Source organism: Flavobacterium sp. TAB 87 (assembly GCF_001529295.1).
In the GTDB taxonomy this organism is placed as follows: Bacteria; Bacteroidota; Bacteroidia; order Flavobacteriales; family Flavobacteriaceae; genus Flavobacterium.
The window spans coordinates 637,991-664,676 of record NZ_LLWK01000037.1 but is presented as its reverse complement, the minus strand read 5'-3'; the positions used below and the strand labels follow the sequence as shown (position 1 = coordinate 664,676).

22 protein-coding genes and 2 tRNA genes are annotated in these 26,686 nt (G+C 34.4%); 7 read left to right on the top strand and 17 right to left on the bottom strand.

The features are described from left to right. The first annotated feature begins 82 nt into the window (after positions 1 to 82). Both AP058_RS12160 and AP058_RS12155 read left to right on the top strand, forming a co-directional pair. Positions 83 to 155 (top strand) — tRNA-Phe (locus AP058_RS12160). An 8-nt stretch (positions 156 to 163) separates the two neighbouring features. Next, positions 164 to 249, top strand: a tRNA-Leu gene (locus AP058_RS12155). Positions 250 to 848: 599 nt separating this feature from the next. On the opposite strand, the gene AP058_RS12150 is transcribed toward AP058_RS12155, so the two are convergent. Next, on the bottom strand, positions 849 to 1,430 hold the full coding sequence (locus AP058_RS12150) for a tRNA-(ms[2]io[6]A)-hydroxylase (protein WP_066311081.1): 582 nt from the start codon (positions 1,428 to 1,430) through the stop codon (positions 849 to 851). A 110-nt stretch (positions 1,431 to 1,540) separates the two neighbouring features. Here AP058_RS12150 and AP058_RS12145 point away from each other — a divergent pair, with 110 nt between their 5' ends. After that, a complete protein-coding gene (locus tag AP058_RS12145) occupies positions 1,541 to 2,779 on the top strand; it encodes a glycosyltransferase (protein ID WP_066311079.1) in 1,239 nt (412 codons plus the stop codon). 61 nt (positions 2,780 to 2,840) lie between these two features. Here AP058_RS12145 and AP058_RS12140 read toward each other — a convergent pair whose 3' ends face one another. From AP058_RS12140 to porU, 5 genes are all read right to left on the bottom strand, one after another. Next, positions 2,841 to 4,493, bottom strand: a complete 1,653-nt coding sequence (locus AP058_RS12140; RefSeq protein ID WP_066311077.1) for a pyruvate dehydrogenase complex dihydrolipoamide acetyltransferase — start codon at positions 4,491 to 4,493, stop codon at positions 2,841 to 2,843. 6 nt (positions 4,494 to 4,499) lie between these two features. Next, positions 4,500 to 5,498 carry a pyruvate dehydrogenase (acetyl-transferring) E1 component subunit alpha gene (gene pdhA, locus AP058_RS12135; RefSeq protein ID WP_066311075.1) on the bottom strand — a complete coding sequence of 333 codons (999 nt, stop codon included), beginning with the start codon at positions 5,496 to 5,498 and terminating at the stop codon, positions 4,500 to 4,502. Between the two features lie 145 nt (positions 5,499 to 5,643). Next, on the bottom strand, positions 5,644 to 6,126 hold the full coding sequence (locus AP058_RS12130; RefSeq protein ID WP_066311072.1) for a cytidine deaminase: 483 nt from the start codon (positions 6,124 to 6,126) through the stop codon (positions 5,644 to 5,646). A gap of 73 nt (positions 6,127 to 6,199) precedes the next feature. Beyond that, positions 6,200 to 7,369: a type IX secretion system outer membrane channel protein PorV gene (gene porV, locus AP058_RS12125; protein ID WP_066311070.1), complete on the bottom strand. Its 1,170-nt coding sequence runs from the start codon at positions 7,367 to 7,369 to the stop codon at positions 6,200 to 6,202. A gap of 38 nt (positions 7,370 to 7,407) precedes the next feature. After that, on the bottom strand, positions 7,408 to 11,250 hold the full coding sequence (gene porU / locus AP058_RS12120) for a type IX secretion system sortase PorU (protein ID WP_066311069.1): 3,843 nt from the start codon (positions 11,248 to 11,250) through the stop codon (positions 7,408 to 7,410). Positions 11,251 to 11,463: 213 nt separating this feature from the next. On the opposite strand from porU, the gene gldJ reads away from it, so the two are divergent. Continuing rightward, positions 11,464 to 13,155, top strand: a complete 1,692-nt coding sequence (gene gldJ / locus AP058_RS12115) for a gliding motility lipoprotein GldJ (RefSeq protein WP_066311067.1) — start codon at positions 11,464 to 11,466, stop codon at positions 13,153 to 13,155. A gap of 57 nt (positions 13,156 to 13,212) precedes the next feature. Further along, positions 13,213 to 14,496, top strand: coding sequence for a UDP-N-acetylmuramoyl-tripeptide--D-alanyl-D-alanine ligase (gene murF / locus AP058_RS12110; protein WP_066311064.1), 1,284 nt, complete (start codon positions 13,213 to 13,215; stop codon positions 14,494 to 14,496). A gap of 90 nt (positions 14,497 to 14,586) precedes the next feature. Here murF and AP058_RS12105 read toward each other — a convergent pair whose 3' ends face one another. Beyond that, positions 14,587 to 15,267 (bottom strand): LuxR C-terminal-related transcriptional regulator, encoded by a 681-nt coding sequence (locus AP058_RS12105; RefSeq protein WP_066311062.1) that lies wholly within the window; start codon positions 15,265 to 15,267, stop codon positions 14,587 to 14,589. Positions 15,268 to 15,523: 256 nt separating this feature from the next. Here AP058_RS12105 and AP058_RS12100 point away from each other — a divergent pair, with 256 nt between their 5' ends. After that, positions 15,524 to 16,363 (top strand): glycoside hydrolase family 3 C-terminal domain-containing protein, encoded by an 840-nt coding sequence (locus AP058_RS12100; protein ID WP_231739651.1) that lies wholly within the window; start codon positions 15,524 to 15,526, stop codon positions 16,361 to 16,363. A gap of 194 nt (positions 16,364 to 16,557) precedes the next feature. Here the strand turns inward: AP058_RS12100 and AP058_RS12095 are convergent, their stop codons facing one another. From AP058_RS12095 to ahcY, 7 genes are all read right to left on the bottom strand, one after another. Then, positions 16,558 to 19,335 carry an outer membrane beta-barrel protein gene (locus AP058_RS12095; RefSeq protein WP_082706644.1) on the bottom strand — a complete coding sequence of 926 codons (2,778 nt, stop codon included), beginning with the start codon at positions 19,333 to 19,335 and terminating at the stop codon, positions 16,558 to 16,560. Between the two features lie 80 nt (positions 19,336 to 19,415). Further along, complete coding sequence (locus AP058_RS12090) at positions 19,416 to 19,748, bottom strand: multidrug efflux SMR transporter (protein ID WP_066311057.1); 333 nt, start codon at positions 19,746 to 19,748, stop codon at positions 19,416 to 19,418. Positions 19,749 to 19,985: 237 nt separating this feature from the next. Next, positions 19,986 to 20,528, bottom strand: coding sequence for a hypothetical protein (locus AP058_RS12085; protein ID WP_066311054.1), 543 nt, complete (start codon positions 20,526 to 20,528; stop codon positions 19,986 to 19,988). 82 nt (positions 20,529 to 20,610) lie between these two features. Then, the gene (locus AP058_RS12080) at positions 20,611 to 21,153 is read right to left on the bottom strand and encodes a DinB family protein (protein ID WP_066311052.1); all 543 of its coding nucleotides are present in this window, start codon (positions 21,151 to 21,153) and stop codon (positions 20,611 to 20,613) included. A gap of 57 nt (positions 21,154 to 21,210) precedes the next feature. Continuing rightward, positions 21,211 to 21,717: a Crp/Fnr family transcriptional regulator gene (locus AP058_RS12075; RefSeq protein ID WP_066311050.1), complete on the bottom strand. Its 507-nt coding sequence runs from the start codon at positions 21,715 to 21,717 to the stop codon at positions 21,211 to 21,213. A 714-nt stretch (positions 21,718 to 22,431) separates the two neighbouring features. Next, positions 22,432 to 22,809, bottom strand: coding sequence for a hypothetical protein (locus AP058_RS12070; protein ID WP_066311048.1), 378 nt, complete (start codon positions 22,807 to 22,809; stop codon positions 22,432 to 22,434). Between the two features lie 243 nt (positions 22,810 to 23,052). Further along, positions 23,053 to 24,369 (bottom strand): adenosylhomocysteinase, encoded by a 1,317-nt coding sequence (gene ahcY, locus AP058_RS12065; RefSeq protein WP_066311045.1) that lies wholly within the window; start codon positions 24,367 to 24,369, stop codon positions 23,053 to 23,055. A gap of 268 nt (positions 24,370 to 24,637) precedes the next feature. Here ahcY and AP058_RS12060 point away from each other — a divergent pair, with 268 nt between their 5' ends. Further along, positions 24,638 to 25,270 carry a 4'-phosphopantetheinyl transferase superfamily protein gene (locus AP058_RS12060; protein ID WP_066311042.1) on the top strand — a complete coding sequence of 211 codons (633 nt, stop codon included), beginning with the start codon at positions 24,638 to 24,640 and terminating at the stop codon, positions 25,268 to 25,270. Positions 25,271 to 25,320: 50 nt separating this feature from the next. Here the strand turns inward: AP058_RS12060 and AP058_RS12055 are convergent, their stop codons facing one another. The 3 genes from AP058_RS12055 to AP058_RS12045 form a co-directional block, all read right to left on the bottom strand. Next, a complete protein-coding gene (locus AP058_RS12055) occupies positions 25,321 to 25,716 on the bottom strand; it encodes a group III truncated hemoglobin (RefSeq protein WP_066311040.1) in 396 nt (131 codons plus the stop codon). 7 nt (positions 25,717 to 25,723) lie between these two features. Beyond that, positions 25,724 to 26,005 carry a hypothetical protein gene (locus AP058_RS12050; RefSeq protein ID WP_066311037.1) on the bottom strand — a complete coding sequence of 94 codons (282 nt, stop codon included), beginning with the start codon at positions 26,003 to 26,005 and terminating at the stop codon, positions 25,724 to 25,726. 75 nt (positions 26,006 to 26,080) lie between these two features. Continuing rightward, the gene (locus AP058_RS12045) at positions 26,081 to 26,677 is read right to left on the bottom strand and encodes a Crp/Fnr family transcriptional regulator (protein WP_066311031.1); all 597 of its coding nucleotides are present in this window, start codon (positions 26,675 to 26,677) and stop codon (positions 26,081 to 26,083) included. Positions 26,678 to 26,686: the final 9 nt, after the last annotated feature.

Below are 26,686 nucleotides of genomic sequence, written 5' to 3'. Positions count from 1 at the left end.
AGTATGTCGTCGCCTTTCTTTTTAAAACCCTAATTCTAACGAATTAGGGTTTTTTATTACAATATATAGATTGTATTACATTGGTACCTTAGCTCAGTTGGTAGAGCAATGGACTGAAAATCCATGTGTCCCTGGTTCGAACCCTGGAGGTACCACAAAAAACGCTCGGATGGTGAAATTGGTAGACACGCTGGACTTAAAATCCAGTGAACAGCAATGTTCGTGCGGGTTCAAGTCCCGCTCTGAGTACTAAAAACTTCAATTGGCTATGCCAGTTGAAGTTTTTTTTTATGATATAACTTTAAATGTAGCTGCCTATAGTCACTTCGTTATTTTAAGATTAAAATTTGATTATGTAGGCGAATCAAGATGATCATAACGAAAACGTGTGGAATATTTAAAAACATGGTACATTATTTAGTCTAAAAAATCAAATAACTTGTTTTGGATCAAAAGATTTCGCTGAAGCATTTAATGCCTCTGTTGTGAAAATAGTTTTTTATTATTTGATAGTTGTGCACTATGTAAATTGATTTAGTATGCTTATTATTCGGTGTGAGAACTTCTTTCAATATAAGAATACCGTTGTGTATTTAGGATAGCTTAATTACTGCTGTTCGTTTGTCTACGGCAGTCATAATCTCTATAGTTGCTTGCTGACATTAGTAGTGTAATCTTGTCGTAGAAGTGGGATGCTGCGTCTAATAAGAGTATTGACTTTGCTATAAATTAGAAAAAATCTATTTCAATTAAATTATATTTAAACAACAATTCGCATTAATGGATAATAATTCAAAGTTGACGTAGCGTTACTTTAAATATTTGCTGACTTTAAATTATTGTTTGAGTTAACCATGAACAGTTTCTTTTTTACCGTAGTTAGTAATTATTGATGTCTCAAAAACTATCCATTCTTTCCAGCGTTTGTCCACGTCTACCTTTTCGGTATATTTTCTGGCAAAGTTCAAAAATGTGCTGTAATGTCCTGCTTCGGAAATCATTAAATCGCGATAAAATTTTGCTAGTTCTTTATCCTCTATATTTTCAGATAATACTTTAAAACGTTCGCAACTTCTGGCTTCGATCATTGCGGAAAATAATAATCGATCGATTAAAGCATCATTTCTGCTGCCGTCTTTTTTCATGAATTTAAAAAGTTCATTCACATAATGGTCTTTATTTTCACGACCTAACTGAAGTCCTTTTTGTTTAATAATGTCATGAACCATTTGCAAATGCTCTAATTCTTCTCTTGCAATAACTAATAGTTCGGTAACGAGTTCTTCTTTTTCAGGATTTTGAGTGATCAAACTAATCGCATTGGAAGCTGCTTTTTGTTCACACCAAGCGTGGTCGGTCAATATTTCTTCAATATTCGATTCAACTATTGTTACCCATCTTGGGTCTGTCGCTAATTGCAGTCCTAACATTATTGTGGTGTTTTTGTGAGGTACAAAATTACTCTTTAATTGGTGAATTAAGAAGGATTATCTACAGATTACCATTAATTTAGCAGTGTTATATAAAAAATGAAATAGGTATGTCAATTAAGAGTTTATTAATTATTGGATTTGTTTGGCCAGAGCCCAACTCTTCGGCGGCAGGGAGCAGAATGATGCAGCTAATTTCATTTTTTAAAAATAATAACTATACAATAACTTTCGCGTCGGCTGCGCAGGACAGTTCTTTTATGGTTAATTTAGAAAGCTTTGGCGTTGAAAAAAAATCTATTGAATTGAATAATGCAAGTTTTGATGACTTTGTAATAGCATTAAATCCAGATGTGGTGTTATTTGATCGTTTTATGATTGAAGAGCAATTTGGTTGGAGGGTGGCAGAGAATTGTCCTAAAGCTATTCGTTTATTAGATACCGAAGATTTGCATTGCTTGCGAACAAGCAGACAAAAAGCATTTAAAGAAAATAGAGACTTTCAGCTTTCTGATTTATTACGGGAGGAAGTTGCTAAACGTGAGATTGCTAGTATTTTGCGTTGTGATTTGTCTTTTATTATTTCAGAATATGAAGTGAAATTACTGAAAGAAGTATTTAAAGTCGATACTATAATTCTACATTATCTACCGTTTATGTTGAATGAAATTTCTGAAATAGATTTGGAAGTACTTCCTTCTTTTGAAAGCCGGAACCATTTTCTTTTTATTGGAAACTTTTTGCATGAACCCAATTGGAATACGGTTCAGTATTTAAAGGAAGCTATTTGGCCTTTGATTCGTAAAGAGCTACCAGATGCGAGTTTGAAAATTTATGGTGGATATGCTTCTCAAAAGGTTTTACAATTGCATAATGCAAAAGAGGGCTTTTTAATTTTAGGAAGAGCCGCTGAGGCCAATGAAGTAGTTCGTGACGCAAAAGTAGTTTTGGCTCCCATACGCTTTGGTGCAGGATTGAAGGGGAAATTAGTAGAAGCAATGCAAAATGGAACGCCTAGTGTTACTACTTGTATAGGCGCTGAGTCAATGAATGGTGATTTATTGTGGAATGGCTTTATTGAAGACAATGCTCTTGACATAGCTCTAAAAGCAATTGAATTGTATCAGAACAAAGAACTCTGGATTCAATCGCAGAAGAATGGAATTACTATTATTAATGAACGATATGATTCAGTCGTTTTAGAATCAAGATTGAAAGTGGTTATTGAGAATTTAGTTCAGAATTTAGATGTACATCGACAACAGAACTTCTTGGGTAATTTATTGCAATTTCATACTTTAAGAAGTACCAAGTACATGTCGAAGTGGATTGAAGCAAAAAACAAGTAATTGTAAAAGCCGTTTTGAAATTTTCAAAACGGCTTTTAAATTTTATAAAAATAGAACTACGTTAAGCTAACATCGTAACTGGGTTTTCGATGTATTGTTTTAGTGTCTGTAAGAACTGTGCTCCAGTTGCTCCGTCAATTGTTCTGTGGTCACAGGCTAATGATAACATCATTGTATTTCCAACGACAATTTGGCCGCTTTTAACTACTGGTTTTTCAACAATTGCACCTACAGATAAAATCGCAGAGTTTGGTTGATTGATAATTGAATTGAATTCAGTAATACCAAACATTCCAAGATTAGAAACTGTAAATGTACTTCCTTCCATTTCTTGAGGTCCTAGTTTTTTATTTTTAGCTCTTCCTGCTAAGTCACGCACATTTGCGCCAATTTGCGATAAACTCATTGCATCTGTAAATTTAAGTACAGGAACGACTAATCCATCTTCAACAGCAACAGCCACACCAATGTTCACATGGTGATTAATTGTAATAGCATCTGCAGACCATTGAGAGTTTATTTTTGGATGTTTTTTCAATGCTAAAGCACAAGCTTTAATTATCATATCGTTGAAAGATACTTTGGTATCTGGCATGCTATTGATAGTTGTTCTTGATTGCATTGCGTCATCCATAGTCACTTCGATTACTAGGTTGTAATGCGGAGCAGTGAATAAAGATTCAGCTAAACGTTTCGCGATGATTTTACGCATTTGCGAATTTTTAATTTCTTCGGTTACTACTTCACCAGCAGGAATAAATAATTTTGCAGGTGCAGCAGTTTCTGTTTTCGAAGGTACAGCAGTTTCAGATGCAGTAGTAGCAGGTGTAAAGTTTTCGATATCGCTTTTTACAATACGTCCGTTTTCTCCCGAACCTTTCACTTGGCTCAATTGAATTCCTTTGTCAGAAGCAATTTTCTTTGCTAATGGCGAAGCCAAAATTCTTTTTCCGTCGGTCGAAGCGTCTTGCGTTGTAAAAGTAACTGTTTCTTTGTCAAAATCATCAGCTGGTTTTTCATCACTTTTTTGCTTAGCAGCAGGTGCAGCTTGACCAGGAGTATAACTCGTCAAACCTGAAACATCTGTTCCAGCGGGACCTATAATAGCCAATAAACTATCAACAGGCGCCGTACTTCCTTCTTCAATTCCAATATATAATAGAGTTCCTTCATTGAAAGACTCAAATTCCATAGTAGCTTTGTCTGTTTCAATTTCTGCTAAGATATCACCTTCACTTACTTTGTCTCCAACTTTTTTTAACCATGTTGCAACAGTACCTTCGGTCATAGTGTCGCTCAAACGTGGCATTGTTACTACAATCACTCCTTCTGGCAATTCAGCAGCTTCTTTTGGAGCTTCTGATTTTGTTTCTGTTACTTCCTCTTTCTTTTCTTTAGAATTGTCGGCGGATTCACTTTCTACTTTTGGTTGTTCTACTGAACTTCCTCCAGTTAGTAAAGCTGAAATGTCTTCACCTTCGTCACCAATAATAGCTAATAGAGAATCAACAGGAGCAGTTTCTCCTTCTTGAATTCCAATATGCAAAAGCGTTCCTTCGTTAAAAGATTCGAACTCCATTGTTGCTTTGTCTGTTTCAATTTCAGCTAAGATGTCACCTTCGCTTATTTTGTCACCTACTTTTTTAAGCCAAGTTGCTACCGTTCCTTCCGTCATAGTATCACTCAAGCGAGGCATTGTTACTTTAATTGCCATAATTTTTTATAATTTATGAGGTGTAAATGGATAGTCTTCTTGTTCGTAAACAACGTCGTATAATTGTTGAATTGGCGGATAATCTGATTCTTCAGCAAATTTTACGCATTCTTCAACTAAATCTTTTACGCGTTTTTCAATTGCTTCGATTTCTTCTTCACTTGCATAATTTTGATCTTTAATTACATCAAGAACTTGCGTAATAGGATCTATTTTTTTATACTCTTCTACCTCTTCTTTAGAACGGTACAATTGCGCATCAGACATAGAGTGTCCTCTGTAGCGGTACGTTTTCATTTCTAGGAAAGTTGGTCCGTCGCCACGTCTTGCTCTGTCAATAGCTTCCGTCATTGCTTCAGCTACCTTCACAGGATTCATTCCGTCAACTGGTCCACAAGGCATTTCATATCCTAAACCTAATTTCCATATGTCAGTATGATTGGCACTTCTTTCAACAGAAGTTCCCATTGCATATCCATTATTTTCAACAATAAAAACTACAGGCAGTTTCCATAGCATTGCCATGTTAAAAGATTCGTGTAGTGATCCTTGACGCGCAGCTCCATCACCAAAATAAGTCATGGTTACACCGCCTGTTTCAAAATATTTGTCAGCAAAAGCAATTCCTGCTCCTACAGGTATTTGTGCACCTACAATTCCGTGTCCACCATAAAAACCGTGTTCTTTAGAAAAGATATGCATCGAGCCTCCCATTCCCTTTGAAGTTCCCGTCACTTTTCCTAAAAGTTCAGCCATTACTCTTCTTGGATCAACTCCCATACCGATTGGCTGTACATGATTTCTATAAGCAGTAATCATTTTGTCTTTAGTCAAATCCATTGCATGCAATGCTCCAGCTAAAACAGCTTCTTGACCATTATAAAGGTGTAAAAAACCTCTAACTTTTTGTTGAATATATAATGCCGCAAGTTTATCTTCAAACTTTCTCCAAAGGAGCATGTCTTCGTACCACTTTAAGTAGACTTCTTTTGTAACTTCTTTCATCTCAATTTTCTTTTGCTAAAGTTTTATTGTTTTTATCAATTTATAACTATCTCGCAAAATAGTTAGGATGTAAACAAATTTGCGAGGTGCAAAAATAAGACATTCCATCTTAGAAGTAAAATTTAATACGCAAATTTTGGAATTTTTACAAGAATTTTTTATCAAACATAAAAGGGAGTAAGTTTTTTAATGAGTCCGATTTATGAATGGCTCCTATTTCTCCCATGAAATAAATTTCAATTGGTGATTCTTGACGGATTTCATATTCTGCAATAGATTGTCTGCAAGATCCGCAAGGTGGAATTGGAGCAACGGTTTGATTCGTGTCTGAAGCTGCCGTGATTGCCATTTTTATTATTTTGGCATCAGGATAAATGGCACCTGCATGAAAAATAGCAACGCGTTCAGCACAGAGACCAGAAGGATAAGCAGCATTTTCTTGGTTCGATCCCAAAACAATTTTCCCATTGTCTAAAGCTATGGCTACACCAACTCTAAATTTCGAATAAGGTGCGTAAGCATTTTTGCGAACTTGAACCGCTTGATTCATTAAATCTTGAATGTCATTTGGTAATTCTCCAAGACCATCGAATACATTGAACTTTGTTGTTATTGTAATTTCTTTCATAATTATTGTAGGAAAAAAAATCCAAATTTCAATAGGTTGAAATTTGGATTTTGTATTGGATTATTTTTAACCACTAATATACTTCATATTTGTCACCAAAATTAAAAGTTAGTGAAAAACGTAAGGTATTCTCTAGTGGATTTTTGACGTTTGAAGCAGAGAATAAATAAGAGATGTCTACCTTTACGACATTATATTTGAAACCAGCTCCTAGAGAGAAAAATTTCCGAGCTCCTTTTTCGGGACTTTCATGAAAATATCCCAAACGCATCGCAAACGCATCTTGGTACACATATTCGGCTCCCGCACTGTAGGTTATTTCTTTGAACTCTTCTCCAAAGCCATCAGGCGCATCTCCAAATGATTTAAACATTCCCGAAAACCAACCTGTTGCTCGGTAATTGTCGTTATTCTGAATTCGTTCTTCATTTGTTATTGTTCCATCATTATTTAAATCTGGAGTTTGAGGAGTTGGAACCATTAATTTACTAACTTCTAAAGTAAGTGCTAATTTATTATACTCATCAAATATTACATCAAATCCACCTCCAAGTCTAAGGTTAGTGGGTAAAAAATTGGCATTTAGATCGTCGTTGTCGTAATTGATTTTTGGTCCAATGTTTTGAATGTTAAACCCCGCTCTCCAACGACCGTTAAAATCGCTGTATGCAATTTCTTCAGATTGATAAAAACCCGAAATGTCTACTCCAAATGAACTTGCTGCAGAAGCATCAGTATCTGTAGAAGCAATTTTTAAATCGGAGCGAATATACCGTCCTGCAACTGCCATCGAGAATTTCTCACTCAGTTTTAAAGCATAAGATCCGTCAAGCGCAAATTCATTCGGACTTACCACTGGAAATTGTTCGTTGGGGTCTCCCGTTTGTCGCAGTTCAATATCTCCCAAACCAAAATAACGAAAACTACCAGCAAAGGCACTTCGCTCGTTTATTTTATTGTAATATGTAATTTGACCAAGCGAAATATCATTTGCGAGATCAGTTAGATACGGAGTATAACTAATAGATAGTCCTTGCTGTTCTACTGCAAAGGCATATTTTGAAGGATTCCACTGTTGTGAAAAAGCATCTGCAGAGGTGGCAACTCCTTGGTCTGCCATACCTGCAGCTCTAGCATCTGCAGCCACAAGCAGAAACGGGACAGCAGTTGTAATTTGCCTGTCCTGTGCTTTGGAGTAGTTTATAAAAAATAAACAAGTGATTAAAAATGAAATTTTTTTCATTAGGTTGTAAAAAATTAAGGGACAAATGTACTATTTTATTAAAGGATTACAAGTTTTTCGATCTTGTGTGCTTTCTGATTTGTTAGGGTAGACTTTACGGTTAGCTTATAAATATACACTCCTTTTCCGACTTTATCTCCAAAATCATCTCGTCCATTCCAAGTGAGATCTCTAGATAAAAAACCATCGGTAGTAACGATCTGATTTTTTGTCCATATAACTTTACCTGTTATCGTCATAATTTGTATTTGTACTTCTAAGGGTTCGTAAGGTCTGTTGTGCGTAAACCAAAACTCGGTATAATTGACGAAAGGATTCGGATAATTTAAAACATTTTTCAACGTAATTCCTTCGTCGCTTGTTACAATAAATTGTATTTCGGTGGTAACAGGATTATTATAGACATCCCACGCTGTGACCGCAATAGTATGTAAACCAGCTGCTAAATTTCTTAATGGAAATCGAAGCGTTCCGTTGGTAAAGTCATCTAATTTAGTTTGATAATAATCGTTTAAAATATAAGGATTACTGCTGTCGCCATCTAAAACAGCTACAATATCATGTCCGATTCCGCTTGCAGTATTAATACCATTTTCATCTTCTAGGTTCGCGATCAGAAACGGAGATTCATTTGTAATTCCACCCGAAACAAAAGTTTCGTCATTCATATATAACTGCACTTTCGGACTAATATTGTCTTGAGGCGCATTTTCGTTGATGCCTCCAACTTTAATTTGGGTGTTAAAACCAGTTTGATTTTCGAGTTTTTCTTTATGTTGACTGTAAAAACTAATTTTTCCATTTCCAACAGGTATTCGTATGTCCCGTGGAACTACAAAACTAAATTCAAATTGTCCGTTGTTGACTGAAGCATTTCCTCTAAAAATAGTTTTACCTATTTGCGTAAAACTCATAGCAGGGCTGTATCCATCATTATTAAGTGTGGTTGCTGTAATGTTTTTATCAAAAATTGCGGTTGCTAGTTCTCCGTTGTAATTGGATAGTAAATTGTCATTCTCATCTGTAATTATTCCGGTTATTTTAATTTTTGAAAGGGATTTTAAATCTTCAAAAATGCCCGTTATTGCAACGTCATTAATTTTCATTAAACTAATCTTAGGTTTAGGAATTGCCAATCGTATAGCAGGATCACCAAGGCAAACGATAACATTACTAGAAGAACTTGGATTGCTGTTTTTGGACATTCGTAAAACTTCGGCAATCGAAGTATATTGATTGGAGTTGTAAGACAGTAAATTTTGTATTAATAAGTCATTAAAGTTTTCTGCGCTGTATTGACCAATGGATCTGATAGTCGTTAACATGGCAATTGCACCTCCTTTCGGATTCCAATAGGTGTATTCTCCCGCTGTTGGGTGTGTTGGATCGTCGAAACGAGAAAACTCGCAGGTGATGGTGATAAAGAGTGGATACTTGAATTGATTTTTTAAATTTTGTCCATCTGATTTTTCCCAAATGCGTTCACTAGCCAATCCGTCTTCGCCACCATGCCCTAGATAATTAAAAACCAAAGCGCCTTTTTCAAAAGCATTAAATAAATCGGTTCTTGCTTTGGGATATCGCGATCCACCTGCAGAAGCTTCTTGGGAGTAAGAATCTGTGAAAATTTTATCAACATTAAAAAATGGTTTTTCAGTAGTGATTTTATCTGCCAATTGGTTTTGCCTGCTTTGCAGAGATGCATCAGAACTTTTATCAGAATCATCACTTATTAAAACAAAATTGTTCCGCCAAATTCCTTGCGATTTCTGATCGTGGTATTCAATAACTTTATTCACCATTTCGTCTGCTTGCTGAGTTGTGTTTACCAGCATTCTTCCTACAGCAATATCTATTCCTCCAAAAAACGACGTAATGTTGCCTTCATTCTCATCCATCAAGCCATAAAAGTCATCGGAAGCAAAGGACGATTCGCCTGTACTATTGCTGAATTTAGAATGAAAGATAGCGACAATATTACCATTGTTATTAATTCGATCTTTGTAATCAAAAGAAGCGTCGCCAAATAAGTTGACATACTTAATGCGTTTGTCTACTGAAGATGCATTTTGATAAATGTATTTAATACAATTTCTGATGGCTGCAATATCTTGTTTACCTGACGAAAATTCTTGATAAATAGCTTCAGTTGTCAGTACTTTTACATTTAAGTCAGCGTTTATTCGATGAAAATTAGCTAATTTTTCGGCTTGATTAGCCAAGAATCTTGGCGTTATTATAACGTAATCGATATCTTGAAAATCAGCAGTTGCACTCTTAAAAACAGTTCCTTTTATATTTTGGTTGGCGATTCTAGATTTTGATTCTTTAATTGGAGTGTAGTAATCGCGATTGTCGACTGCAAGGTATTTTCGTGATTCGCCTAGATTTGCTTTAAAATCTATATCAGTTTGGCCTAAGTTGTCGATTTTGGAGATGGAATAAATATCAGAAATGTCCCAAACTTGATTTATGTTTTGTGCGTTAGTAATGGAATAATTAACTATTCCGCTAGTGGTTAGCGCTAAGTCGTATTGAAATAGAAATTGTTTGCCATAGCCAACTAGTTTTCGTTTGGCTACAACATTTATTTGATCGAGATATCCTTTTGATCCTGGAACACCATTATTGTTATAACTAATTTTTATGGCTGTGTTCTCTGTTCCTGTAAAAGTAGTATTGGATGGAAGTTGATTCGTAGAAAATTTTGTCTCTGAATCTGCAGATAATGACTGAAAATTTAAAGTTCCGATAGGTTGGTTATTGGAAGTAATTTTAAATGAAGTTGGACTAAAAGCAGCGGCAGCTGCTACCACATTAATTTTTATGGGAACCGTAGTTTCAAGATTTGGAAAATTAAATTGAAATTCTTGTTCGTTTTTAATTTCGAACGACTCACCAAACCATTGCCTGCCAACGTGCGCGATATTAATAAGGTCTAATTCGTGGTTCTGATGGTCGTCAAAAGTATTTAGATTGATCGTTGCATTGCCGTAAGGCTGCTGAAGCTTAGCCATTCGTTTGCCAATGCCACCTTGCGTGGTTATATAATAATAGGATTTAGTATCGTATAAGTTACTATTAGTATTGCTTTCGGTATTGTATTGGTCGACTCCTTCTCCGTAAAATAAAATGTAATCTTCATTATCAAATTTGCCGTCTTCTTCTCCTATAATATTAATAGCATTTTCGGTTAAGTCATCAGGGTAATAAATGGCATTAGATAAAGGCAACATTCTTCCACCATTTCCAAACAATTGAATTTGCTTAGGATTTATTTTGTTTACATCAAAACCAATTTCTTGCAAAAATGATTTACTGATTTTGTATACGCCTGATTTTTCGATGTAAAAACGATACCAACTTCCCGAAGCTAGAACAGAGTTTTTAACGCCGTTCGTTTTTAGCGTACTTGGTGTTTTTAAAGTTGACTTATTGTTTGTCTGGGCAATTATCGCATAGTTGAAGGATGTAATTTTTTGAAAGCTACTTCCGGACTTGATAATAGGGTTTAAAGTTAAGAACGCAGACGTAATTTCTTGAGCTTTACTTACAATTAAAAGTTCGTCCAGCGATTCTGAAATGTTTTCGACAGATAATTCGCCTAATTCTGACTCACTAATTGCGGTGTAAATTACGTTACTAAGAATTATTTTAGAATTTTGGTTGTAATTTCCTTCTTCTAACTTTAAGGTGTAGTTGAGTTTTCGCTGATTGGCATCAAAACCAAAGGAGTGGTCAGTAAAATAAGGGATTATAAACGCCTCACTTCCGAAGAACATCTCCTTTTTAGTCTTCCAATCCAATGAAATAGTAGTATTAGTTTGACTAAAAAGAGCGAAAGGAATTATGATAAAAAGTGTTAAAATATTTTTTCTCATAATAATAGGAAACGGAAATTTTAAATTTAAAATATATCGAGTAAAAATATGGTTTTTAGGTCAATTGTTATAATAAAAACTATATTTTTGCGTTTTATAACGAGTGTTGTTATTTCGATTAAAATCCAAGTAAATAAAAAAAATATGATTGATGTTGCTAATTAATTGTTAATTATTATATTGCAACACCTAAATTATTACCTACTAAAGAGTATGAAAGCAAACAAAATTATGGCATTAAAGTTAATGTTGTCTATGACATTAATCTTAGGAATGACTAGCTGTAGTAAGAAATCCAGTTCGAACAATTCTTCAAGAGCGACAGGATGGAATGTGAATGACATTAATGGATCTGCACAAAATGTAGCAAACAAAAAGCAACAAGCAGGACCAGGACTAGTATTTGTAGAAGGAGGGACTTTTACGATGGGTAAAGTTCAGGATGACGTAATGCATGACTGGAATAATACTGCAACACAACAACACGTACAATCCTTTTACATGGATGAAACTGAGGTAACCAACATGATGTATTTAGAATACTTAGAGTGGTTAAAGAAAGTTTTTCCTCCAACAGAAGAAAATTACAAACATATATATGCAGGAGCATCTCCTGATACTTTGGTTTGGAGAAACCGTTTAGGATATAACGAAACCATGACTAATAACTATTTGAGACACCCCGCTTATGCAAACTACCCAGTAGTTGGTGTAAACTGGATTCAAGCAGTTGAATTTAGTAAATGGAGAACAGACCGCGTAAATGAGGCAGTTTTAGAGAAAAATGGTTTCTTGAAAAAAGATGCTAAGACTTTAGACGTTACTGCAGAAAGTTCATTTAGTACTGATACTTATCTTAACGCACCGACATTAACATACGGTGGAAACGAAGAGATTGTTCTTAAAGGTGGAAAGGGCGCTAAAAAGCAACCCAAAGCTGGAAAAGATGGTGTTGCGCCAGAGGCTAAAAATGTATATGCACAACGTTCATCTGGAATCATTTTGCCAGAATATCGTTTGCCAACAGAAGCAGAATGGGAATACGCTGCTGCGGCTGATGTAGGACAAAGAGAATACAACATATACAAGGGACAAAAGAAATATCCTTGGGCTGGTAATTATACTCGTTCGTCAAAAAGAAAAAATAGAGGGGATCAATTGGCGAATTTCAAACAAGGAAATGGAGATTACGGTGGTATAGCTGGATGGTCTGATGACGGTGCAGATATTACTAATGAGGTTAAAAAATATCCAGCAAATGATTTCGGTTTATATGATATGGCTGGAAACGTTGCAGAATGGGTTGCCGATGTATATCGTCCTATTGTTGATAACGAAGCCAATGACTTTAACTATTTTAGAGGTAACCTTTACACAAAAAATAAAATTGGAAAAGATGGTAAAGTAGAAATTGTTACTTCAAGTACAATAAAGTATGATACTTTAAGTAATGGAAAAGTAATGGCTAGAAACTTACCAGGTCAAATTGTTGAAGTTCCAGTTGATGAGCAAGAAACGTACTTGAGACAAAACTTCTCGAAAAGTGACAACATCAACTATAGAGATGGAGACAAACAATCATCAAGATATTATGATTTTGGCAGTTCTGAAAGTAACGAGCTAAAAAAGGGAGAAGGCATGTACAACTCACCTGAGCACAATGTTACTACAGACAGTTTGGGTAATATGGTTAGAAAATACGATAAGTCTAGTAAAAGAACAACTTTGATAAACGACCAAGTTAGAGTCTTTAAAGGAGGTTCTTGGAGAGATAGAGCGTATTGGTTAGATCCAGCACAAAGAAGATATTTTCCACAAGACATGGCAACAGATTACATCGGATTTAGATGTGCAATGTCTAGAGTAGGTCCTAAAACGGAAAAAAGAAAGTCACCTAGAAATTAATATTTTATTCCATACCAAAAGCCCTTTATTAGGGCTTTTGTTTTATAAGAGCATTTTATGAAATTAGATTCTTTACATCAATTATTTTTAAGCGTAGATTCGCTTTCTACCGATACCCGCAAAATAACATCGAATTCGATGTTTTTTGCAATTAAAGGAGACAATTTTGACGCCAATACTTTTGCTGCAGAGGCTTTAGCGAAAGGCGCATCGTATGTCGTAATTGATAATTCGGATTACTTTATAGATCAACGCACTATCTTGGTAGAAGACAGTTTAAAGACACTTCAAGAGCTGTCTAGATTTCATAGAAAGTATTTGAATATCCCGATTGTTGCTTTAACGGGAAGTAATGGCAAGACGACTACTAAAGAATTAATTCAGGTCGTATTATCTAAGAAATACAATACAAAAGCAACTAGTGGAAATTTAAACAATCATATCGGAGTTCCTTTAACGTTATTGTCGTTTAATACTTCTACTGAAATCGGTATTGTAGAAATGGGCGCCAATCATCAAAAAGAAATTGAATTTTTATGTGACATTGCTCAGCCTGACTTTGGCTATATTACCAATTTTGGTAAAGCACACCTTGAAGGTTTTGGCGGAATTGAAGGCGTTATAAAAGGGAAAAGTGAAATGTATACTTTTCTGAAAAGTAACGATAAAATTGCTTTTATCAATTTGAATGATGCGATACAGAATGAGAAATCTAAAGGTATAAAATCGTTTACTTTTGGGTTAAATGCAGATCAAGCTAATGTGAAAATTGATGGAGTGGTTGCAAATCCTTTTGTACGAGTTTCGTATGATAAGGTTCAAATTCAGTCGCATTTGATTGGAATATATAACGCCAATAATATAAGCGCTGCAATTGCGGTTGGAGTCTACTTTGGTGTAGAAAATAACGATATTAAAGAAGCTTTAGAAAGTTATATTCCTGATAACAATCGTTCGCAACTGCTTCACGTTGGCAAAAATCAAATTATTTTAGATGCCTACAATGCCAATCCGAGTAGTATGGCTGTTGCTATCACTAATTTTGAGCAGCTAGATTTTCAGAATAAAATAATGATATTAGGGGATATGTTTGAATTAGGAAACGAGAGTAGGGCAGAACATTTTAAATTAGTAGAGGAAGTACAAAAGGGAAAAAAAGCAACTTGTTACTTTGTCGGAAAAGCGTTTTATGAGCATCGTTTTGATTCTGATCAAATTTCATTCTTTGAGACTTTCGATTCTTTTTCGGAATTCATAAAAAGTATTACAATTTCCAATCGTACTATACTTATAAAAGGATCGCGCGGAATGGCTTTAGAACGTACATTGGACTTACTCTAAAATAACGCTCTTTGCAAATTTTAATCATAAATTACGGTAGTAGTTTCGACGTTTTATATGCTGGTTACTAAACATTGCAATATAGTGGATTTAGACACTCATTAAAAAGCCGGTTAAGTTTTCTTTTTTAGTGAGTTCTAATTTTTTTCTAAATCGATAACGTGCTAATTCGACGCCACCATTGGAAATGTTCATAATTTCTGCAATTTCTTTGGTAGACATATTCATCAATAAATAGGTAGCTAAGTCCATTTCTCGAGGCGAGACGGTCGGATATTTTTCTTTTAGTCTTTTTAAAAAGTCAAAATGAACATTTTTAATGTGTTTTTCCAAGTCCTTCCAACTCTTGTCATTGTTTACTTCCTTTACGATACTTTTATTTAATTTTGTGACCTGAAATTTAGTGGTTTCATCTAAATCCTTTACTTCGATTTCTTTTACTTTTTGTAAAATTCCATTAAGTATTTTGTTTTTCTTTACTACTTGTAATGAATTTGTGACGAGCTCTTTGTCTTTCGATAGTATTTGAATTTGTAACTTATCGCTTTTCAATTTTTCAATTTCTTTTTCTAAATCGTATTGTTCTTGTCGTATTTTGTTTTCGCGTTCCAAATAAAGTCGGCGCTGCTCAATAGTTTCGTAATATTTGTTTTTCCTAATTTTTAACTTTATTCTGTTGGAAACGCCATAAACAGCGATTGCAAGTAGTACGAAATAACCCATAACTGCGAGCCAATGTCTGTGCCATGGTGGAGAAATTGTAAAACTCACCGTGAAATGTCGCGGAACACATCGATGAAGCTTACAAAACTGCAGCCGAATCTACTACATTGTTAAAAAATAACAATTCAGTTTTACTCTTAAATAAAAATGAAAAAATAGTAGTAACAGGTCCTACTGCCAACAGCATGAAATATTTAAATCGAGGCTGGTCGTATACTTGGCAAGGTGAAAATTCAGATTTATATGCTGCTGATAAATTTACTATTTAGAGGCTTTTCAAGATAAATTAGGAAAAGAAAATGTCTTGTATACCGCTGGTGCAGATTTAGAAATTGAGGATGAAGCTGAAATTCAAAAGGCTGTTGATTTAGCCAAAAATGCCTCAAAAATTGTGTTGTGTTTAGGAGAGAAAAATTATACAGAAACTCCCGGAGATATTAGTAGTTTGTACATAAGTACTTCTCAAATTAAGTTAGCGTTGGCTTTGGCAAAATTAAATAAACCTATTGTTTTGGTTTTAAACGAAGGAAGACCGAGATTAATTAGTGATTTTGCCGATAAAATGAGTGCAGTGGTACAATGTTATTTACCCGGAAATGAAGGAGGAAGAGCCTTGGTTGATATTTTATATGGAGATATAAATCCAAGTGGGAGATTGCCATACAACTATCCAAGATTTCCAAATTCATTAGAAAAGTACAACAGGAAACACACTGAAAGTATTTCTGAACTGGAACAGAATGACGATGCGAAATACGAGAAAAGTTATTTGCCACAATTTGAATTTGGAACAGGATTGTCTTATACCACTTTTAAATATTCTAATTTAAATATTGATAAAAAAGAAGTTACAAATAGCGACGTTATTACCGTTTCCGTTACAGTGAGCAACACGGGGCAAAAAGCGGGAAAAGAAGCTGTTTTATTATATTTATCAGACAATTATGCAACTATTACTCCTGAATATAAAACGTTGAAGCGTTTTCAAAAAATTGATTTAGCTCCAAAGGAAACGCAAACGCTCACTTTTACTTTAAATCAAAAAGACTTGCAATTTGTAAATAATGATTTAAAATGGATTTCGGAAAAAGGAACCTTTACGATACAAGTAGGGGATTTAAAACAAGATTTTTTATTGAAATAAACTCAAGTACAAATCAAAATTAAAATATAATAAAAAACACCTTTCTACTTTAGAGAGGTGTTTTTTGTTAAAATTTTTTAGGATAACTGATAGTCCTTTAGATTTTCAAGTAAATGGTCTAAATAAAAATAGCTCAAATCAATTTAAAAAAAAGCTAGGCTTTTAGAAATTTACAATAAATTTCGATATTTTATTTACTCCATTTCCATTCTTCTGCTTTGTCCACCTCGATCTCCACGGCCACTTTGCTTGCTATTACTCCCTGCAAAGCTTTTTATTTTATATATAAGTGAGAACATAACATAACGTTTTAAAATCGTGTTTTCTTCGTCACGAATAGCAGTTGCAGAAATAGTGCGGGTACTGCTTAAATTTTGGTTCAATATGTCGTACACCTTTACTTTGGCAACCAATTGCTCTTTATAAAAGTTATACGATAAGCTCGTATTCCACAAGAAAAAATCTTTTTTAAATTCGGACGAAAGATTTGAGTTGTACGTATACCCAAAATCGTTTCCGAAAATCCAGTTTTTTGGCCAGTAGTTGGTTATTTGTAAATTAGCTCTATGCACAAAGTTAGAAGTAGAGTTAACGGTATAATTGGTAAAGTGCGTTTCATTATAGGTTAAGCCGTAGGTCGGTGCGATTACTAACAAATCTTTTAATTCATAATTAAAATAAATTCTAGGACTCAAACCAACCGACTGGGCATCGTATAATACGGCGTTTGTAAATCCTTTTGACTTTCCCAGACTAGCATTAAATGCAGCTCCGTATCGGTAATTGTAGCCCTCTTTTTTAATAGATTGACTCCAATTTGCGCCAACAGCTGTCGCGTATGTTCCAGATACATTTTTATAGGTTGTCTGTCTTTTACTGTCTGCATCGTAAATAGAAGCCGAGATAACTTCATTGTCAAAAAATTCTCCTCTCACGTACAAACTATAACCAGAACGCGTTTTAAAATCAAAATTTCTATAATTTAAATTAACATTCTGCGATTCTGTCGGATTCAAGTCAGGGTTTCCAACAACGGTATTTAAGGGATTAGACAAATCAATAACAGGGAGTAAGGCATCGGCAGATGGCAAAGTAACTGAGTAATTGTATCGTGCAGTGATAAATTTAGAACGTTCAAATTTGTATCTGATTTGTGCCGAAACATTGGGCAAAAGATATTTTTTATTTAAATCAGTACGAATTCCTACGTAATCTGAATGGTTGTCGTACTGTGTAAGGGCAGTTTCTGAATTAAAATTTAACCTTAATTTTTCATCCTGATACGTAAATCCTGCTTTCGGGCGTATTGTATTTTGAGTCGATGCGGTATAATTTGTCAAGGAAGCATTTACATCAGAATAGGATTGTGTCAAAGCATCAAAGTCGTACGTTTTTACATTATCTACAGAATTCTTCCATTCATAATCAGCACCAATTCTAAAACGGATTTTATCAGTAATAGGTTCCGTATATTCAAAATCTGCCGAATAGGAGTCGCTGCTTCTTTTGTTAATTTTATTCTGATTTCTACTATCGGTTTGCTCTCCTGTTTGGTAGAATGTGGTTTCTGATTGATTCAATTGCTCCGAATCTGATACCGAATTATTGTTGTTTAAAACCAAACTCAAGTTTCGCGTAGGCTTCTTGAAACTTTTATTAAAGTTTATCGAACTGGCAAAATTGGTTGCGTCGGTTTCGTTGTACGAGTCAGAATTGGCGTCGTTTAATAATTCGTCGTTTTCATTGCGAGAAGAACTGCTTGAAGAATTAGTACTATTGCTTCTGGTAGTACTGTATTTGGGCGCAACAAATATTTTAATAGTTGGAGTTGCATTATATTCTAATTCAAAATTAGCTTTATTTCCCGTGGATTCATTTCTAGATTTCGATTCAGATTCAGTTGTAAAAGCTCCCGTTGGAAGTAGATTCGCTTGTTTAGATTTACTGTCATTTTCGTTTACGCTGTTCGAAAAATTATAATTTCCAAGACCGTCTAAATTTTCTAAAAGTTTATCTGAATAATTAAGACCAATTAAATTGGTTGTGGTAATTCCTTTGCCACTCAAAGCAATTTTATTATTGGCATTATTTCGTCCGCCACCCATATTGTCAAAAACCTCATCATTGGAAAGTCCCGTAGAATTTATATTATTAGAAGTTCCAATCGCGCTTATTTTTCGGTCTCCCTCAAAGTAATTCAGTACAAAACTGCTTTCATAGCGATCATCCGTTCCGTAGCCACCTAAAAATTGACCAAAAAAACCTTTGTTCTTCTTTTCGTCTATAGTGAAATTTACGCTAGTCAAATCAGAAGCGGCTTCTTGTTTGGAGTATTCTTCTTTTTTAGTCTTATAATCAGAAACCTGAACTTTGTTTATAATTTCTGCAGGTAGATTTTTCAATAATATGGCGCCATCTCGGTCAAAAAATGGTTTTCCGTTCACTAAAAATTGATTTACTTCTTTTCCATTTACTAGCATTTTGCCGTCGGCATTGATTTCAAAACCAGGCAATTCTTTCAGTAAAGTTTCGACATTGGCATCTGGTCTCACCTTAAAACTCGCAGCATTAAACTCAACGGTATCATTCTTAATTTTAATGCCAGCCACTTCGTTTTTGATGATTACTTCTTTCAAAGCATTTGCATTTTCCATTAATAAAATGGAATCAAAATCGCTGTCTGACGAAATATTTTTAAAAACTTCAATAGTAGACTGAAAACCTATAAAGCTCACTTTTAAATAAACTGGATTATCTGTTTTTTTAGCAGTAATTCTAAAATAGCCGTTCTTATCAGTGGTTGAATAATTTATTTTTAAAGAGTCTTTCGAAAATCCAAGAAAGATTCCCGCTCCCTCTAGAGGTTGCTGGCTGCTAAAGTTTAAAACTCTTCCTTTTAAAACGAATTCTTCTTGTGCTTGCGCAAGAAAACTGCAAAATATAAATAACAGTAATAAGTATCTTTTCGACATGTTTGGTTAATTAAGTGCTAATTGGACACTTAAAAAGGAAAAAGGTTTAACGACACTGCAGTAAACTGCTGCAATTATCATTAATGCACTGTAGTTTTAGAAAAAAGATTCAGTATTATGACGCCAACAATAATAAATGCTAGCCCTATAATTGCAGGTAAATCGGGAATTTGTTTAAAAAAAATGGCACCTACTATAGTAATTAAAACAATTCCGACTCCAGACCAGATGGCATACGCAATTCCGACGGGAATAGTTCTAATCGCAAAACTCAAAAAGTAAAAAGCACCGAAATAACCAATAATTGTAATGACAGTAGGAAGTAACTTGGTAAATTCGGCCGATTTTTTTAATGCTGTCGTGGCAATAATTTCGCAGATAATTGCAATACCTAAAAATAAAAAGTTTTTCATATTTTTGATTTTTACAAATTTACTCTTTATTGTGTTTTTCAACACATAATAGCATCGTTTTAAAGTTCTAACAAAGTCGTTTTTATTTTAACAAAGAACATAAGGCTGTGAAGAAGACATTATAATTTCCTTAAAAATACTTTGAAGTATTGGTTCGTACTCTACGTTTCTGATTTTTATCTGATTTTTTTAAAGAAATCCTGAGCGGCTTTAATAATTGCAGGGTTTAAAAAAGAGTTATTTATTAGGCTCTTTTTTCTTTTCTTTTTTCTCTGCGTTTCCCGATTTTTCCAGTTCTTTTGCTCGTTTCTCTTCTTCTTGCTTTTTAGCGAATTCTTCTTTCTTTAATTTCGAAGTTTCAATTTCTTTTTTAAAATTTTCAATTTTTGCGTTACTAGCGCCTATTTTCGATTGTGTTTTGTTTTTCTGCTCTACTGCCTTTATGATTTGCTTGTTTGCTTTTTCTGTATTTTTATCAAAATCTTTTCTATCAGTATTCAGTTGCTCTTGTTTTACTCTTAAAGCAGCTTGTTGGCGCAAGGACTTTTCCTCCAACTTCATGCGTTTTCGCTCTTCCTTAGCTAATTTATTTTCTACCGATTGAACATTGCTTTGCATGCGAGCCATAGTGCGCTGTTGCTGTTGCATCTGCATAAACATTCGGTTTTGATTGGCAAACATATAATTGGAAGTTTGCATTTGTCGTTGTGCACTAGAAAATTGTGCATTGGTAGCGAAAGGCAAAACAAGTACAAAGAGTACGATAAGACGTTTTTTCATGAGTAGGTTTTATAATTAGAAATTGCAACCAAATATAAATCTATAGTTTTAAAATTATAGACATACTTAATTTTTAAACCTGTTAAAATGATGATTTTATCTTTTCTATTTGTTGCAAGTGTCTCATAATGTGGTTGAGGTAAAACTGAAATGCATCTCCTAGTTGGAGCCTAATAAAACTTGAAATTGAAATATTTATTTTAGTTTGGCTTAAACTAACTGTTCGAGATTGATTTAGTAGTTCTAAGAGTTTAATCTGTTGATTGATAAATGTATCAATAACTGTTCGATCAATTTTATTATTTAAAGGATTTTTATTTTTGAAAGTTTTCATCTTGTTCAACTTTTCTTTGGGCAACATGCTTTTCGCAAAGTAGTTTCCTAAAAGCCCACTTTTAAATTCTATCTCAGTTGTAGTTATGCTTTTTGCAATTTTACTCTCAATTTCTGGCAAGTAAAAATCTCCGTATAAATTTAAATGTTGCAAGCACTCCAAAATGTTCCAAGACTTTTGGTTTTCTCTAAAAGTCAAAACGTCCAATTCGCAACCTTTAAGGATTTTAGCTTGCGCTATTATTTGCTTTGTTTGCTCTATTAGTTGGGTTATTAATTTTTCTGATCGCATAATTTGGTTTCTTTAATCAAAGATCTTAAAAATAATTTCTTTGATTGTTGACTGAAATCAAGATTTTTTTAAACGGGATAAAGTTTCAGGACTCATACGCAAGTAATTAGCAATGTGTTTATTTGGAATTTCCTGAAAAAGTTGCGGACTTCTTTTCAAAACCCTCAGATAACGTTCTTTTGGAGAACTGGTAAGAATGTCAATTTCACGTTCCATTTGTTGTATAACGAGTTCTTCTAAAATGGTGGTCCAGAGCTTTAGATGGGTTTCAGTTTTTAAAAGCTGGTCAATTTCTGGTTTAGTGATTACCTTTATAACGGTCTTTTTAATCGCTTGAATGTAAAAGTTAGATGGCTTGCCAGTAAGAAAAGAATCTAGTGAAGCGACGATATTAGATTGATATCCAAATCGAATGGTTTGTTCTTGGTCATCATCTAAAACGAAAACCCGTAAACTTCCGCTTTCAATATAATACACATTCGTATCAATAGTGCCTTTGGTTCTTAAAAATTCGTTTCTTTCGATGGTGATTGTCTGCTTTGAAAGTGCTACAATTTCTTTCATTATTGTTTTAAATTATTTGCTGTATGAAAAATTAAAGATATAAAAAATGAGATTGTTGAGAAGAAAATACGTTTTAATAAGATAAAGGGATTTTGTAGCTCGTGCAGAAGGAAATGGACAGCAAGTACTCGCGCATAAACAAAAAGCCGCACGTTTTTGCGAGGGTTTTGTATTTTTAGTTTCTAACGATTATTCATTGATCACTAGTCTAGTGTCTGTAGTGTTCGGGACTGTAAGGGACTGAAACCTCTATGCGAATGTAAGCCGCTTGGTTGTCACGAAAACCTCTAATAAAACGCCTAATATAACTAAGGGTCAGAAAATTACTTTTGCATCGATGGTTGGTAAAATATAATCGACATTGTCTAATGCCGTGTTGTTTTTCCATAATTCTACTTGAGCCAAAATTTTGTTGGTGAATGATTTGCTAAAATTAGCAAATCAAAATACTACTAAGTTTTACTACTATTTTTAGGAGTTATTTCGATAAAACAACCAATAGTCGAAATGTCTAACTATGCTGATGTAAAATTAATTTGCCAGATTTAAAAGTGAAGAGCACATCTATTTTAGAGAAAGATAATTTTGAGAAACCCAAAAAAGCGTCGCGGTTTGGAAAAATAAATTTTATCAAAAATTGAATGATATGTTGTAGAAATCAAAAGACCTCAATTTTTACAAATTGAGGTCTTTTTAAATCTGATACATTTAAAATTAATTAAATTTATTTGAAATATGAGCAATTGTGTCCTCATCGCTCATTTTGTTGCTAGTACATTCAGAAGTTTTCACATTCTTGTATTGTGAAGTTTCAGCAAGATAATTAATAAATTGTTCTTGAACGACACCAGTTCCCGTTACATGCAATTCATCAACATTCTGCATATGAGAAAGAATTTCTTTAAAGAATTTTGTTCTCAACGTTACCTCGTGATTATGTTCTGCATTTTCATTTGAATTTCCAGGAACTCCGGTGTATTTTTCGTGACCAAGCACTTTAAATTCACCTTCATTGTTTTCATCTCTACCTATTATTGTGGCATGTTGAGAATCCATCCAAACTCCGAATTGTTTTTTATTATTGTGTGACATTTTCTTAATTATTTAAGTTATAATATAAATGTAAATATCACTTAAATTCGAACTAAGAAATTACAATATCTTACATATTAATTGTATAATAATCGTCTATTAAAAGCTGAACATAACTTTGCATAAAATATAATTAAACAATTAAACCCCAATTTCTATCGAAATCAGGGTTTAATTCTTAAATCACAAATCGCTAAAGCACCCGAGCCTAAAAGGAGAACAGGCGTAGCAATCTAAAATGTTCTAGTATCTGTAGTATTCTGGTTTGTATGGTCCAGCAACTTCAACGCCAATGTATGCGGCTTGATCGTCACGCAAAGTTTCTAACTCAACGCCTAATTTTGCAAGGTGTAAAGCAGCCACTTTTTCATCTAAAATTTTAGGCAACATGTATACGTCGTTTTTGTACGAAGCACTGTTTTTCCACAATTCGATTTGAGCCAAAGTTTGGTTTGTAAATGAGTTACTCATTACAAAACTTGGGTGACCTGTAGCACAACCAAGGTTTACCAAACGACCTTCAGCCAAAATGATAATGTCATTTCCAGCAATTGTATATTTGTCAACTTGTGGTTTGATTTCGATTTTTGATGCGCCGTGGTTTGTGTTCAACCAAGCCATATCAATTTCGTTGTCAAAGTGTCCAATGTTACAAACAACCGTTTTGTCTTTCATTTGTTCAAAATGACTTCCAAGAACGATGTCTTTATTTCCAGTTGTAGTGATGATGATATCAGCATTTCCAACAACACTATTTAGTTTTTTAACTTCAAAACCGTCCATTGCTGCTTGTAAAGCACAAATAGGATCAATTTCAGTAACTGTAACAATAGATCCAGCACCTCTAAAAGAAGCAGCAGTTCCTTTTCCTACGTCACCGTATCCGCAAACAACCACTCTTTTTCCAGCCAACATTAAATCTGTTGCACGACGAACTGCATCAACAGCCGATTCTTTACAACCGTATTTATTGTCAAATTTAGATTTAGTTACCGAGTCATTTACGTTAATTGCAGGCATTGGCAATGTTCCCGCTTTTACTCTTTCGTACAATCTGTGCACTCCAGTAGTCGTTTCTTCAGACAATCCTTTAATTCCAGCTACTAATTCTGGGTAACGGTCAATAACCATGTTGGTTAAATCTCCACCATCATCCAAAATCATATTCAATGGTTTTCTGTCTTCACCAAAGAACAAAGTTTGCTCGATACACCAGTCAAAATCTTCTTCGTTTAGGCCTTTCCAAGCATAAACCTGAATTCCAGCAGCAGCGATAGCAGCAGCAGCTTGATCTTGAGTAGAGAAAATATTACAAGAACTCCAAGTCACCTCGGCACCAAGAGCAATTAAAGTTTCAATTAAAACAGCCGTTTGAATCGTCATGTGCAAACATCCAGCGATACGAGAACCTTTCAGCGGTTGCTCGTCTTTGTACTCTGAACGAAGCGCCATAAGACCTGGCATTTCAGCTTCAGCCAATTCAATTTCTTTTCTTCCCCACGCTGCTAGAGAAATGTCTTTTACTTTGAAAGCCACAAAAGGCATAGTTGTAGTACTCATTTATAGTATATTTGTAAGTGTAAAATTTTTGCAAATTTAGGGAATACTTTTTTGAAGTCGGCTATTTTATTCTAGATTTATGAATTGTTTAATAACTTAATCTTTAGAATAATAGCTAATTTTATTAATAAGGAGCCAATCCCGTCATCCGCTGTATCTTTTGTGGCAAACAATGCCACAAAAGGATGCCGCTGCTACCGGGACTAAAAAGTGCTAGATGCTAACATCGTTTTACCAACCAACCATTTAATATTCAGAATTCAAGCAAATGCCTCTATATAAAACAATTGCTCCAAACGAAAACACTCAATTATTAGTTTGGAAGATCACCGAATCCTTAAACGAACTAAAAGCGCAAGTAGCGCTAAAGCCAAACATGCAATTGCGCTTGGATGGCATGAAGTCTGAGTTGCACCAAAGAGCTTTTTTGAGCGTTCGTATGTTATTAAAACAACTGGGCTTGACCGATTTTAACTTGTATTATGATGCTTCTGGGAAACCTCATTTAGACAACGGCAAACACATTTCAATCACCCATTCCAATCAATTCGCTGGCATTATCGTCAGTGATCAACCTACAGGAATAGATATCGAATTGCAGCGCGATAAGATTCAGCGTATTGCTACTAAATTTGCCGATAAAGAATTTGCTTACCTAAATCTTGAAAACACAGCAGAATACATCAAACAACTCACCGTGATTTGGGGAGCCAAAGAAGCCATTTTCAAAATAAGAAATGAAAAAGGAATCAGCTTCAAAGATCATATAGAAGTTGATTCCTTTAAGGGAAATAAAAATTCGACAAGCGCGTATTTACAATTTTCGGGTCTTTCAGTTAAATTTGGGGTAGAATTTACCGAAATAGAAAATTGTATTTTAGTGTACGCTTCTCAGTATTAAAAAAACAGAAATATACTAGTAGGTTAGATGGGAAAGCAGATTTTATTTTTTTATGCAGGTTTTCTTTCTCGGTTTTGAAAGATATTTAAATATAAAAAAGTACTCATTTTACGAGCTCTTCTTTTTAAGATATCCGCATTTTCCCCTTCAAAAAGAAGGTCAATTGTGGCAAACCAATTGTTCAGCCAAACGCCAAATAATTCAGGAGTAATTGCTCCTTGGTATTTCTCGTCTACCTGATTGTGTGCCACAATCGGATTGCCGTGAAAATTACGTCCGCCAAATAAATTCATCTCCCAAAAATCGGTCAACTTTTCTAGATGAGCAGGCCAATCTTTAATTGTTTCATTAAAATAGAAACCAATTTCGTCATTCTCACGAATCGTGTCGTAAAAAGTATGGACTAAAAGTGCAACATCCTCACGGTTTTCTATTTCTTTTTTCATTTAGAATTTAGTTAGAATTTAAAATAATAAATAAGGTACTAAAAAAAGCACTAGCAAGTACAAAGTTGAAGATCATTTTATGGCCCAACTGTGCCAAAATACCGGTATTCACACCCATACAAAGCAGTACAATAACTCCTAATTGAGCCATTTGCCACAATGACGTACCATTTGCTAAAATGGTCATTGCTGCAGCGCCGCCTAAGCAACTTTGTGCTAACAAGGCTAATGTTGCAGAACTAATATAAGTTTGATTGAATTTTTCGAATATATTGTTATATAGTGTCATAGTACATAGTTTTTATACTACAAAGATACAGCCACAGCCACGCAGTAGTTTATGATTCAAATCATAAACACTGTTTTATCGATACACTTTTCGGCTTATAATTTTTACTTCGCCTTTTTTTTCTAACGATTTTATGGCACGAATTACCGTTTCTACTCGCAATCCCGTTAAGTCTCCAATTTGCTGTCTCGTTAGATTGATGAGGTAGCCATTTTCGTCTTTTTTGAAATTGAAAAAAGTGATCGAATAATCAAACAAGCGCAATACACGATGTTCGGGTTCATGGTTAGATATTTCGGCGGCCATAACCGATTTGTAGTATAGCCGTTGCGCTAAATTTTCAATGACCTTTAAACTCACATCTGGATTGTCATGCAAAAGTTCCATAAAACTGCTTTTAGGCAGTACGTACAATTGCACATCTTCAACTGCAACCGCATTGGCAGGATAATCGCGATTTAAAAACAAAGGCGGTTCTCCAAAACATTGATTTTCATTAAAAAAACCTTGAATAAATTCGCGGCCATCATCATTAAAGTTATTCATTTTTACTTCTCCCGAAAGAATTTGAAAATAATGAGAGGGACTTTTGCCTTCTTCAAATATCAACTCATTTTTAGAATAGGATTTAATTTGAACTCCATATTTTTGAAGCAGTGAACTAGCAATCATTATTGGTTT

Coding starts and splice junctions, on each gene's coding strand:
- AP058_RS12050 (WP_066311037.1), bottom strand. CDS start 26,005: ATGACACTATATAACAATATATTCGAAAAATTCAATCAAACTTATATT.
- murF (WP_066311064.1), top strand. CDS start 13,213: ATGAAATTAGATTCTTTACATCAATTATTTTTAAGCGTAGATTCGCTT.
- AP058_RS12140 (WP_066311077.1), bottom strand. CDS start 4,493: ATGGCAATTAAAGTAACAATGCCTCGCTTGAGTGATACTATGACGGAA.
- AP058_RS12070 (WP_066311048.1), bottom strand. CDS start 22,809: ATGTCACACAATAATAAAAAACAATTCGGAGTTTGGATGGATTCTCAA.
- AP058_RS12055 (WP_066311040.1), bottom strand. CDS start 25,716: ATGAAAAAAGAAATAGAAAACCGTGAGGATGTTGCACTTTTAGTCCAT.
- AP058_RS12080 (WP_066311052.1), bottom strand. CDS start 21,153: ATGCGATCAGAAAAATTAATAACCCAACTAATAGAGCAAACAAAGCAA.
- AP058_RS12130 (WP_066311072.1), bottom strand. CDS start 6,126: ATGAAAGAAATTACAATAACAACAAAGTTCAATGTATTCGATGGTCTT.
- AP058_RS12150 (WP_066311081.1), bottom strand. CDS start 1,430: ATGTTAGGACTGCAATTAGCGACAGACCCAAGATGGGTAACAATAGTT.
- porV (WP_066311070.1), bottom strand. CDS start 7,369: ATGAAAAAAATTTCATTTTTAATCACTTGTTTATTTTTTATAAACTAC.
- AP058_RS12085 (WP_066311054.1), bottom strand. CDS start 20,528: ATGAAAAAACGTCTTATCGTACTCTTTGTACTTGTTTTGCCTTTCGCT.
- pdhA (WP_066311075.1), bottom strand. CDS start 5,498: ATGAAAGAAGTTACAAAAGAAGTCTACTTAAAGTGGTACGAAGACATG.
- porU (WP_066311069.1), bottom strand. CDS start 11,250: ATGAGAAAAAATATTTTAACACTTTTTATCATAATTCCTTTCGCTCTT.
- ahcY (WP_066311045.1), bottom strand. CDS start 24,369: ATGAGTACTACAACTATGCCTTTTGTGGCTTTCAAAGTAAAAGACATT.
- AP058_RS12060 (WP_066311042.1), top strand. CDS start 24,638: ATGCCTCTATATAAAACAATTGCTCCAAACGAAAACACTCAATTATTA.
- AP058_RS12045 (WP_066311031.1), bottom strand. CDS start 26,677: ATGATTGCTAGTTCACTGCTTCAAAAATATGGAGTTCAAATTAAATCC.
- AP058_RS12095 (WP_082706644.1), bottom strand. CDS start 19,335: ATGTCGAAAAGATACTTATTACTGTTATTTATATTTTGCAGTTTTCTT.
- AP058_RS12075 (WP_066311050.1), bottom strand. CDS start 21,717: ATGAAAGAAATTGTAGCACTTTCAAAGCAGACAATCACCATCGAAAGA.
- gldJ (WP_066311067.1), top strand. CDS start 11,464: ATGAAAGCAAACAAAATTATGGCATTAAAGTTAATGTTGTCTATGACA.
- AP058_RS12090 (WP_066311057.1), bottom strand. CDS start 19,748: ATGAAAAACTTTTTATTTTTAGGTATTGCAATTATCTGCGAAATTATT.
- AP058_RS12145 (WP_066311079.1), top strand. CDS start 1,541: ATGTCAATTAAGAGTTTATTAATTATTGGATTTGTTTGGCCAGAGCCC.